General features: G+C 41.6%; 10 protein-coding genes. 6 read left to right on the top strand and 4 right to left on the bottom strand.

What is annotated here, in order from left to right; all coding sequences use genetic code 11:
- Together fumC and proS are read left to right on the top strand one after the other, a co-directional pair.
- The coding region (fumC, locus tag C511_RS0113375) for a class II fumarate hydratase (RefSeq protein WP_027318267.1) at positions 1 to 1344 on the top strand (1344 nt) is incomplete at its 5' end.
- A 118-nt stretch (positions 1345 to 1462) separates the two neighbouring features.
- The gene (gene proS / locus C511_RS0113370) at positions 1463 to 2944 is read left to right on the top strand and encodes a proline--tRNA ligase (protein WP_024995528.1); all 1482 of its coding nucleotides are present in this window, start codon (positions 1463 to 1465) and stop codon (positions 2942 to 2944) included.
- An 88-nt stretch (positions 2945 to 3032) separates the two neighbouring features.
- Here the strand turns inward: proS and C511_RS0113365 are convergent, their stop codons facing one another.
- From C511_RS0113365 to C511_RS0113355, 3 genes are read right to left on the bottom strand one after another with little or no spacing between them, the layout of a single operon-like run.
- A complete protein-coding gene (locus tag C511_RS0113365) occupies positions 3033 to 3917 on the bottom strand; it encodes a carbon-nitrogen hydrolase (protein WP_024995527.1) in 885 nt (294 codons plus the stop codon).
- A gap of 18 nt (positions 3918 to 3935) precedes the next feature.
- The gene (locus tag C511_RS0113360) at positions 3936 to 5048 is read right to left on the bottom strand and encodes an agmatine deiminase family protein (RefSeq protein ID WP_027318266.1); all 1113 of its coding nucleotides are present in this window, start codon (positions 5046 to 5048) and stop codon (positions 3936 to 3938) included.
- 2 nt (positions 5049 to 5050) lie between these two features.
- Positions 5051 to 5584, bottom strand: coding sequence for a ferredoxin domain-containing protein (locus C511_RS0113355; RefSeq protein WP_024995526.1), 534 nt, complete (start codon positions 5582 to 5584; stop codon positions 5051 to 5053).
- A gap of 177 nt (positions 5585 to 5761) precedes the next feature.
- On the opposite strand from C511_RS0113355, the gene C511_RS0113350 reads away from it, so the two are divergent.
- Both C511_RS0113350 and C511_RS0113345 read left to right on the top strand, forming a co-directional pair.
- Complete coding sequence (locus C511_RS0113350; RefSeq protein WP_024995525.1) at positions 5762 to 6856, top strand: Nif3-like dinuclear metal center hexameric protein; 1095 nt, start codon at positions 5762 to 5764, stop codon at positions 6854 to 6856.
- A 4-nt stretch (positions 6857 to 6860) separates the two neighbouring features.
- The gene (locus C511_RS0113345) at positions 6861 to 7655 is read left to right on the top strand and encodes a zinc ribbon domain-containing protein (protein WP_024995524.1); all 795 of its coding nucleotides are present in this window, start codon (positions 6861 to 6863) and stop codon (positions 7653 to 7655) included.
- A gap of 69 nt (positions 7656 to 7724) precedes the next feature.
- Here C511_RS0113345 and C511_RS0113340 read toward each other — a convergent pair whose 3' ends face one another.
- Positions 7725 to 8174 carry a type I restriction enzyme HsdR N-terminal domain-containing protein gene (locus C511_RS0113340; protein WP_024995523.1) on the bottom strand — a complete coding sequence of 150 codons (450 nt, stop codon included), beginning with the start codon at positions 8172 to 8174 and terminating at the stop codon, positions 7725 to 7727.
- Positions 8175 to 8239: 65 nt separating this feature from the next.
- Here C511_RS0113340 and C511_RS0113335 point away from each other — a divergent pair, with 65 nt between their 5' ends.
- Positions 8240 to 9016 (top strand): AMP nucleosidase, encoded by a 777-nt coding sequence (locus C511_RS0113335; RefSeq protein WP_027318265.1) that lies wholly within the window; start codon positions 8240 to 8242, stop codon positions 9014 to 9016.
- Between the two features lie 11 nt (positions 9017 to 9027).
- Entirely contained in the window at positions 9028 to 10047 is a 1020-nt protein-coding gene (holA, locus tag C511_RS0113330) for a DNA polymerase III subunit delta (protein WP_024995522.1), read from the top strand.
- The last annotated feature ends 368 nt before the right edge of the window (positions 10048 to 10415 follow it).

Here is a 10415-nt window from a genome sequence, read left to right as displayed (position 1 = left end):
TATTACGGAGCTCAAACGCAAAGGAGCGTGAACAACTTCAAGATTGCCACAGAAACCAATCGTATGCCGCGTGAAGTCATTGAAGCTTTCGCCTATTTAAAAAAGACAGCGGCCTTAACCAATTGCGAACTGGGCGTACTTTCTGTAGAAAAAACCGAGTTGATAGCACGGGTGTGCGACGAAATTATGGAAGGTAAATTACTCCATGAGTTTCCACTTGTTGTGTGGCAAACGGGTAGCGGCACGCAGAGCAACATGAATGTCAATGAGGTGATTGCCAACAGGGCGCATGTACTTGGGGGCGGTCAATTGACGGATGCACACAAGGTTTTGTCGCCCAACGACGACGTGAACAAATCGCAGTCTTCTAATGACACGTTTCCAACCGCCATGCACATTGCAGCCTACAAAATGCTGGAGGAAATTACCATTCCGGGAATAGAGGCTCTCAGAGATACTTTGCAAGTTAAGAGTGAGGAGTTCAAAAAGATAGTCAAAATAGGCCGGACGCACTTCATGGATGCTACTCCCATCACACTGGGACAGGAGTTTAGCGGCTATGTGGCTCAGCTGAATTACGGACTTCGGGCCATCAGAAATGCTCAGAAGCATTTAGCGGAGCTGGCCTTGGGAGGTACAGCCGTGGGAACGGGCATCAACACGCCCGAGGGGTATGCCGATAAAGTAGCGGAAAAGATAGCCGGACTCACCCGACTGCCGTTTGTTTCTGCACCCAACAAATTTGAATCGCTGGCCAGTCACGATGCAATGGTCGAAACGCACGGAGCACTGAAGACAGTAGCCGTAAGTCTGATGAAAATAGCCAATGACATCCGCATGCTGAGCTCGGGACCGCGTTGTGGAATTGGTGAAATACACATTCCCGAAAACGAACCGGGCTCTTCCATCATGCCCGGAAAAGTGAACCCCACGCAGTGTGAAGCGCTTACCATGATTGCCGCACAGGTAATGGGCAACGATGTGGCCATAAGTATTGGCGGGGCCAGCGGACATTTTGAACTCAACGTATTCAAACCGCTTATTATATATAACTTTTTACACAGTGCCCGCCTGATAGGAGAAGGGTGCCGCAGCTTCAACGAGCATTGCGCCATTGGCATTGAACCGATTCCGCAAAACATGGAGAAGCATTTAGAGAATTCATTGATGCTGGTTACTGCTCTCAACCCTAAAATTGGTTATTACAAGGCTGCCGCCATAGCGCAAAAGGCTTATGCCGAAGGAAAAACGCTGAAAGAAGCTGCTTTGGAGTCGGGCGAAGTTACATCAGAAGAATTCGATGCATGGGTTGATCCGCACAAAATGGTTGGCAAAACAGATTAATAGGGCTGTTTATCACCTTGCAAACGAAATAAAAAGGCTGTATTAGTATGACTAATATGGCTTTTTTTAGTACTTTTGCATCCATTAAAAATGAAAGAATAGAAATAACAATATTAAAATGGCAAAAGAACTGAAAGATTTGACCAAACGCAGCGAAAATTATTCGCAGTGGTACAATGATTTGGTAGTGAAAGCCGACTTAGCAGAGCAGTCGGCCGTGCGTGGATGTATGGTTATTAAGCCTTACGGATATGCTATTTGGGAGAAAATTCAACGTCAGCTTGACGATATGTTCAAGGAAACCGGACACGTGAATGCTTATTTCCCGCTACTGATACCGAAATCTTTCCTGAGTCGCGAAGCAGAACACGTTGAAGGTTTTGCCAAAGAATGTGCAGTGGTAACTCATCACCGTCTCAAAAACTCTCCCGACGGAAAAGGGGTAGTGGTTGATCCGGAAGCTAAATTGGAGGAGGAACTCATTATTCGTCCTACTTCTGAAACCATTATCTGGAATACGTATAGAAATTGGATCAACTCTTATCGTGACCTGCCTATTCTTTGCAATCAGTGGGCCAATGTAATGCGTTGGGAAATGCGTACCCGTTTGTTCCTTCGTACGGCCGAATTCTTGTGGCAGGAAGGACACACCGCACACGCCACCCGCGAAGAGGCAGAAGAGGAAGCTATCAGAATGCTGAATGTATATGCTGATTTTGCTGAGAAATACATGGCTGTACCGGTTGTGAAAGGTGTAAAATCGGCCAACGAACGTTTTGCCGGTGCTTTAGACACTTACACCATTGAAGCTATGATGCAAGATGGAAAGGCTCTGCAAAGTGGTACGTCTCACTTCTTGGGACAGAATTTCGCCAAAGCTTTTGATGTTCAGTTTGTGAACAAAGAAAATAAAATGGAGTATGTATGGGCTACTTCATGGGGTGTTTCTACCCGTTTGATGGGAGCGCTTATCATGACTCACTCTGACGATAACGGTTTGGTATTGCCTCCGCACTTGGCACCCATTCAGGTGGTTATTGTTCCCATCTACAAAAACGAGGAACAGCTGAACCTGATTAACGAGAAGGTTGCCGGTATTGTAAGCAGTTTGAAAGCATTGGGTGTTTCAGTAAAATATGACAATGCTGATAACAAGCGTCCGGGATTCAAATTTGCCGACTATGAGTTGAAAGGGGTACCTGTTCGTTTGGTAATGGGTGCACGCGACCTGGAAAACAATACCATGGAGGTAATGCGTAGAGATACACTCGAAAAAGAAACGGTATCTTGCGACGGAATTGAGGCTTACGTTAAGAATTTGCTGGAAGAAATTCAGGCTAATATCTACCAAAAGGCTCTTGACTATCGCACTTCACATACTATCACTGTCGATTCTTACGATGAATTCAAAGAAAAGATTGAAGAAGGTGGCTTTATTTTGGCTCACTGGGATGGTACTACCGAAACGGAAGAGAAAATCAAAGAGGAAACCAAAGCAACCATTCGTTGCATACCTTTAGATGGTGATAAAACGCCGGGCAAATGTATGGTAACGGGCAAGCCGTCTGCTTGCAGGGTTATCTTTGCCAGAGCATATTAATGATAAAAACTCCCGGTAATTCAAGAAGGCCTTGATTACCGGGAGTTCTTTTTATATGGTTTTCTTCGGAAATTACCGAAGAGAATATTTAATCCAAAAAACGCTTAGTGAGTCCGCCATACTCATCTATACGCCTGTCGCGCAGGAATGGCCACCAACGACGCACGTTCTCAGAGCGTTCCAAATCAATTTCCACTAATAAGTTTTCATTCTTGTCATTCGATGCCTGAATCAGGAATTCACCTTGAGGACCGGCAACGAAACTGTTTCCCCAAAACTGAATGCCATTGGTTTGGCCCGACGGGTCGGGTTCATGCCCCACACGGTTCACCGAAACAACCGGTAGGCCATTGGCTACTGCGTGTGCTCGCTGAGAAATAATCCACGCATTGAGTTGACGCGACTTCTCATCTTCCGTATCCGAACTTTCCCAGCCGATGGCTGTAGGGTAAATCAATATTTCGGCTCCTTTCAATGCCATGAGGCGGGCAGCTTCCGGATACCACTGATCCCAGCACACCAAAACGCCCAGCTTGCCCAGCGATGTTTGAATGGGTTCAAAACCGATGTCTCCGGGGGTGAAATAAAACTTTTCATAATAGGCAGGATCATCGGGGATGTGCATTTTACGATATTTACCGGCTATGCTGCCATCCGTGTCAAAAACAACCGCCGTATTGTGATACAGCCCGGGGGCGCGTTTCTCAAAAAGTGAGGTAACGAGAACGACTTTGTGTGCGGCTGCCAGCTCGGAATAGAAGCCTGTCGACGGACCGGGTATGGGTTCGGCCAGGTTAAATAGATCCGTATTTTCGGTCTGGCAGAAGTAAAGTGAATTATGCAGTTCCTGCAACACTATTAATTGAGCACCTTTTGAGGCACATTCTGCTATGCTGGCTGCCAGATTTTTGAGATTGGTGCGTAAATCGGGTGTATTCGACTGTTGTATGATTCCAGTTACTATTTTTCTCATTGTCTTCTTTTTACGAAATTATAAAACTCCTTTGGGGTATTGCATGGTTACGCAGTGAAGCGAACCGTGTTGTTTGATGAGCGCAGTGCAATCAATTCCAACTATTTCGTGTTGAGGAAATGCCTGCTGCAGCACACGGGCTGCCGATTCATCATTTTGTGGCTGATTGTAAGTGGGGTATAGCACCGCATCATTGAGAATCAGGAAGTTAGCATAGGTAGCGGGCAAGCGCTCGCCATCGAAAACTATTTTATCGGCCATGGGCAACGCCAGTAACCGGTAAGGTTCACCGCTTAATGTGCGGAACGTTTTGAGCTGATCTTCCATTTTTTGCAACGCTTCGAAATGTTCATCTTCGGAATCGGTGCATTTAACATAGGCAATTGTGGTAGGTGAGCATAAACGGGCCAACGTGTCAATGTGGCTGTCGGTATCATCACCTGCCAGATAGCCGTGATCCAACCACAGCACTTGCTGCAAATGGAATACGGAGCGAAGGTATTCTTCTATTTCTACATTGTTCATCTGACCGTTTCGGTTGGGCGACAGCAAACATTCGGAGGTGGTTAGCAGGGTACCCATACCGTCACTTTCAAGGGAACCTCCTTCTAATACAAAGCCCAGTCTGTTTTGGTATTGCCCCTTGAGCACTCCTTTTTCAACGGCTTTGAGAGTAATCAGATTGTCTTTATCGGATGCAAACTTCAGTCCCCAGCCATTAAACTTAAAATCGAGTAGGGTAGCCGCACTACCATCGAGCATGGTAATGGCTCCGTGATCACGAGCCCAGGTATCGTTCGTTTCTGCTTGCAGGAAAACTACATGATCCATATTGACTTGGTTCTCAATCTGCTTCAACACTTCATCGGGTTCAGGTGTCACTATCAGTAGTTTTTCACGCGAAGCTATTTCGCGGGCAATCTGCACAAAACATTGCTGTACTTCTTCCAGCATATACGCCCAATCGGTTCCTGCATGAGGCCAGGTTAGCTGAACTCCGCTCTGCGGAAACCACTCAGCGGGAAGGTGAGGGGTACGCATTTCTACTTGCTCACTAATCGGTAATCCGAAATTCAATTGCAAGTCTTTTTCGGTACCGCCTATATTGGGATAGCCAACTAATATGCCCATAATTATGTTGTTTTAGGTTTACGATCGAAAAACGGATTCTTTGACGATGCACTGACGGGTATGGCCATCACCATTTTACAACCCTTCAGCCAGTCGAGCCGTTGCGCTGCCAGTCCGGCCGAAAACATCACTCGGGTGTCAACGCGCATATCGGCCGCGGTGGCACAAGCCGAACCAATCGCAATGCCCACGTCAATGGAGTTCAACGCACAAGGTACGCCGTTGTCACGACTTTCGCAGGTTGCATAACCACAATGACTGCAATTCAAACCTTGCGCTTTCTCGTGTGTACCAATAAGCACAACGCATTCGGCTTGCTGAATGTTGTCGGCGTCACGAAGAAAAAACTTCATGCCATGTTCTTCTACCATAGCAATCATAACATCCGAAAGGATTTTAATATGTTCTCCTTCTATCAGGGCGGTTTCAATAATATCAATACCCTTTCCTTTGGGGGCCGTTCGAGCAGCCGTCATCATCTGTCTGCCAATTTGCAATGCATGCTCATGGCGAGTGTCACGTTCATTCAATATCATCGTTGTTATTCATTTATTTTTCAGGGCAAAGATAAGTTTTTTTATGGTTATCACTCATTCATAAGCACTAAAAACGGCTTATTGAGCGCCGACTTTACTTAACAATAGAAAAATGATTGATCAAAAAGATGGTTTATTACAGTATATGTATTATCTTTGCTTCAAATTTTCCATAAAATGAAAATTAAGGAAGTAGTAAGCGCCCTTGAAAGGTTCGCGCCTCTGCCTTTGCAAGACGGATGGGATAATGCCGGCATGCAAATTGGACTGACAGATGCGGAAACAACAGGGGCTTTGTTGTGTCTGGACGTAACCGAAGCTGTGATTGACGAAGCTATTGCTTTTGATTGCAACTTGATTATTTCTCATCATCCTTTGTTGTTTAAAGGCTTGAAATCTTTAACGGGAAAGGATTATGTGGAGCGTTGTGTTTTGAAGGCAATAAAGAATGATATTTGCATCTATTCGGCTCATACTAATTTAGACAATGCCTCCAATGGAGTGAATTATAAAATAGCTGAGAAAATAGGGCTACAAAACATTCGGATACTATCTGAAAAAGAGAATTCGTTAGTTAAGTTGGTTACTTTTGTTCCATTTGCTAAAGCCGACAATCTTCGAAATGCTTTATTTGAAGCGGGTTGTGGTAACATTGGAAATTATGACTCGTGCAGCTTTAACCTGGAAGGCGAAGGCACTTTCAGAGCGAAAGAGGGAGCGAATCCTTTCTGTGGCTCGATAGGTGAAATGCATCGGGAAGGTGAGGTGAGAATTGAAGTTATTTTACCTTCTTTTAAAATGGAACAGGTGAAAAAAGCACTCGTAAATAATCACCCGTATGAAGAACCGGCTTTTGATTTTTACCCGCTGCTCAATGCTTGGCAACAAGTCGGAGCCGGGGTGATAGGAGAGTTGCCTAGTCCGGAAACGGAGCTTGACTTTTTGAAACGTATAAAAAAAACATTTGAAGTGGGTTGCCTGAAGCACAACAAGTTAGCAGGAAGAGAAATTCAAACGGTAGCTTTATGTGGTGGATCAGGAGCATTTTTACTAAAAGATGCAATCAAAAATAAAGCGGATGTTTTTATAACCGGTGAAATGAAATATCATGATTATTTTGGTCATGAAACAGATTTGCTGATCGCTGAAATTGGTCACTATGAAAGTGAGCAATTCACAAAAGATATTTTTCAGTCTATACTGAAAGGGGTCATGCCTCACAATCAGATATTTATTAGTAATGTAAATACAAATCCCATAAAATATTTATAGTAATATGGCTAAAGAAGCAAAAAACGAACCGAAAGAGTTGACAGTTGAAGAGAAATTGAAAACGTTGTTTCAACTGCAGACTATGTTGTCTGAAATTGATAAGATCAAAACATTGAGAGGGGAGCTTCCTCTGGAAGTTCAGGATTTGGAAGACGAGGTAGCCGGTTTAAGTACGCGTATAGACAAGATCAAGTCTGAAATTGATGAACTGAGAGCTTCTATTGCTGCTAAAAAAATTGAAATTGAAACAGCTAAGGTTGCAGTTGAGAAATACAAATCTCAACAAGATAATGTACGCAACAACCGTGAGTATGATTTCTTAAGCAAAGAAATTGAATTCCAAACGCTTGAAATTGAACTTTGCGAAAAAAGAATTAAGGAATTCACTGCTGAAGAAAAAGATAAGAACCAAGAACTAGCTAATAGTTCACTGATTCTTGATGAAAGAAAAAAAGATTTGGAACAGAAAAAGAGCGAATTGGATGAGATCATTTCTGAAACCAAACAAGAGGAAGAAAAATTAAGAGATAAGGCCAAAAACTTGGAAACTATTATTGAGCCTCGCTTGCTTCAATCTTTCAAAAGAATCCGCAAAAACTCACGTAACGGTTTGGGCGTTGTTTATGTACAGCGTGATGCTTGTGGAGGTTGTTTTAACAAGATTCCGCCTCAGAGACAACTCGATATTCGTTCTCGTAAGAAAATTATTGTTTGCGAATATTGCGGACGCATCATGATTGACCCTGAATTGGCAGGTATTGATCTTGAAGTGAAAATAGAAAAACCCGGAAAGAAATAAATTCCGATCTATAAGGTATTAGTCCCTTATTTAAATTTGTTGTTCGCAACGGTTTAAATAAGGGTCTTTTTATAGCTGTGGGTAATCGGGTATGTCTTCCAAGAAGATGTATTTCCCACTGGCATAATCCATCCGGCAACAGAAATGTTGCATTCCATTACTAACAATCAGGTAATCGACCTTTAGCACCATATTGTAACGGGTGATTTGATCAAATACCGATTGGGTAATTTCTATATGCGGCGCTTTGTATTCAATAATCATCTTAGCCGATAAGTCTCGGGTGTATAATACTGTATCACATCTTTTTTTTGTTCCATTTAAGTTCAGCAATACTTCATTGGCCAATAAGGCAGATGGATACTGTTTGTGATCAATAAGAAAGTGCACAAAGTGTTGTCTGACCCACTCTTCGGGGGTCAATGCAACATATCGTTTACGAATTACATCAAAAATCACCTTTTTTTCATCGCGCAAAGTGATTTTTGTTTCAAAAGCAGGTAGGTTTAATGATAACATTTACTATTTTTGTATGTTAAATATTGGTTCCTGTTTAATGGAAATACAAATTTAATGGATAATTTATGAAAACAAAGCAAGAAATTGTAGAGAATTGGCTTCCCCGCTACACTAAACGTAAACTGGAAGATTTCGGAGAATATATCTTACTGACCAACTTTAATAAGTATGTTGAAATATTTGCAGAGCAATTCAACGTACCTATTTGCGGACGCGATGCAAACATGATTTCTGCTACCGCTGACGGAATAACCATTATAAACTTTGGCATGGGTAGCCCTAATGCTGCAATAATCATGGACTTACTAGGTGCCATTCACCCAAAAGCATGTTTATTCCTGGGTAAATGTGGAGGTATTGATAAAAAAAATAAGATTGGCGATTTGATTCTACCTATAGCTGCCATAAGGGGTGAGGGTACATCAAACGATTATTTTCCACCCGAAGTCCCTTCGCTACCGGCATTTATGCTTCAAAGAGCTGTGTCATCAGCGATACGTGACTATGCACGCGATTACTGGACCGGTACAGTTTATACAACCAACCGACGTATTTGGGAACACGACGAAACTTTTAAAGATTATCTTAAAAAGACTCGTGCCATGGCTGTTGATATGGAAACTGCAACTCTTTTCAGTGTGGGATTCGCTAATCACATACCCACTGGCGCATTGTTGCTTGTTTCTGACCAGCCCATGATTCCTGAAGGGGTAAAGACTGACAGAAGTGATACCATCGTAACTCAAAATTTTGTTGAAGAACACGTGCAAATCGGTATTGCATCTCTTAAAATGATTATTGAAGAAAAGAAAACGGTAAAACACCTCAAATTTGACTGGTAACAGAAATTAATATGGCTAAAAAGGAATTGACTTGCGACGATATTTTAAGTGAACTGAAAAAAAAACAATTCTATCCCGTTTATTATTTAATGGGTGAAGAGCCATATTATATTGATATTATTGCCGACTACATAACCGATAATGTTCTTACTGATATTGAAAAGGAATTCAACTTAACTGTTGTTTACGGTTCCGATGTGGATATCGCCACGGTAATAAATGCTGCCAAAAGATATCCAATGATGTCAGAATACCAAGTAGTCATTGTAAAAGAGGCGCAAAATATTAAAAATATAGAGGAGTTAGCTTTTTATTTACAAAAACCGCTAACTTCTACTATTTTGGTTATTTGCCATAAACATGGCGTACTTGATCGCAGAAAAAAACTTGCCGCCGAAATTGAGAAGAGCGGCGTATTGTTTGAATCAAAAAAAATAAAAGAAGCCAACCTTCCTGCTTTTATCGCTTCTTATCTGAAACGTAAAGGAGTGGACATAGAACAAAAAGCAGGAGAGATGCTCACTGAATTTATTGGCAATGATTTGTGCCGACTCACAGGTGAACTGGAAAAACTTATCATCACTTTACCTACTGGACAAACTAGGGTGACACCCGAACAAGTTGAGAAAAACATTGGAATAAGTAAAGACTATAATAACTTTGAACTGCGAAATGCACTGATTAATAAAGACGTATTAAAAGCAAATCGTATCATCAAGTATTTTGAAGAGAATCCCAAGTCGAATCCTATTCAAATGACTTTGCCACTTCTATTTAGCTTTTTCTCTAATTTGATGCTGGCTTACTATGCACCCGATAAGTCGGATCAAGGGATTGCCAGCATGTTAGGGTTAAGAACTCCATGGCAAGCTAAAGACTATATGTTGGCAATGAAAAAATATTCCGGTGTAAAAACAATGCAAATAATTTCTGAAATAAGGCAAGCTGATGCAAAAGTGAAAGGTGTAGATAATGCCTCCTTATCCGACAGCCAAATTTTAAAAGAGCTGGTTTTTAAAATACTCCATTAACGTCGTCATTTCCTTTCTTCCATCTATTCCAAACTTCAATTTTATCATTATTTCAATAAAGAATAATGGTAAACAACGTTTTTATGCCTTCTAATCAGCATAATAATTCTAGAATATCCTATTTTACATTTTATAAAAATAGGATTAAATGCCTAAATATCAAACAATTACATTAAAAACAACCCTTCTAGAATTGCTTAAAAAATATAGCATAAGGAATTACCCCAAATATGAAAAGGATTTGGCGTTTACGAGTAATATACTATCTCTTTCATCTTATAGATAAGTGATTATAATTGTTTATTTAACTTTGTCTTATTACATACGTAATATGCGCATTTACATATATAAAAGTATAATTGTAAAAA

This window comes from Bacteroides graminisolvens DSM 19988 = JCM 15093 (assembly GCF_000428125.1).
Classification (GTDB): domain Bacteria; phylum Bacteroidota; class Bacteroidia; order Bacteroidales; family Bacteroidaceae; genus Bacteroides; species Bacteroides graminisolvens.
The sequence above is the reverse complement of the archived record's forward strand: the minus strand, read 5'-3'. Positions and strand labels throughout refer to the sequence as shown.

Bases quoted from the DNA above. Each gene is read 5' to 3' on its own strand.
- C511_RS0113365 (WP_024995527.1), bottom strand. From the start codon at position 3,917: ATGAGAAAAATAGTAACTGGAATCATACAACAGTCGAATACACCCGAT.
- C511_RS0113345 (WP_024995524.1), top strand. From the start codon at position 6,861: ATGGCTAAAGAAGCAAAAAACGAACCGAAAGAGTTGACAGTTGAAGAG.
- C511_RS0113350 (WP_024995525.1), top strand. From the start codon at position 5,762: ATGAAAATTAAGGAAGTAGTAAGCGCCCTTGAAAGGTTCGCGCCTCTG.
- C511_RS0113355 (WP_024995526.1), bottom strand. From the start codon at position 5,584: ATGATATTGAATGAACGTGACACTCGCCATGAGCATGCATTGCAAATT.
- C511_RS0113335 (WP_027318265.1), top strand. From the start codon at position 8,240: ATGAAAACAAAGCAAGAAATTGTAGAGAATTGGCTTCCCCGCTACACT.
- C511_RS0113360 (WP_027318266.1), bottom strand. From the start codon at position 5,048: ATGGGCATATTAGTTGGCTATCCCAATATAGGCGGTACCGAAAAAGAC.
- proS (WP_024995528.1), top strand. From the start codon at position 1,463: ATGGCAAAAGAACTGAAAGATTTGACCAAACGCAGCGAAAATTATTCG.
- C511_RS0113340 (WP_024995523.1), bottom strand. From the start codon at position 8,174: ATGTTATCATTAAACCTACCTGCTTTTGAAACAAAAATCACTTTGCGC.
- holA (WP_024995522.1), top strand. From the start codon at position 9,028: ATGGCTAAAAAGGAATTGACTTGCGACGATATTTTAAGTGAACTGAAA.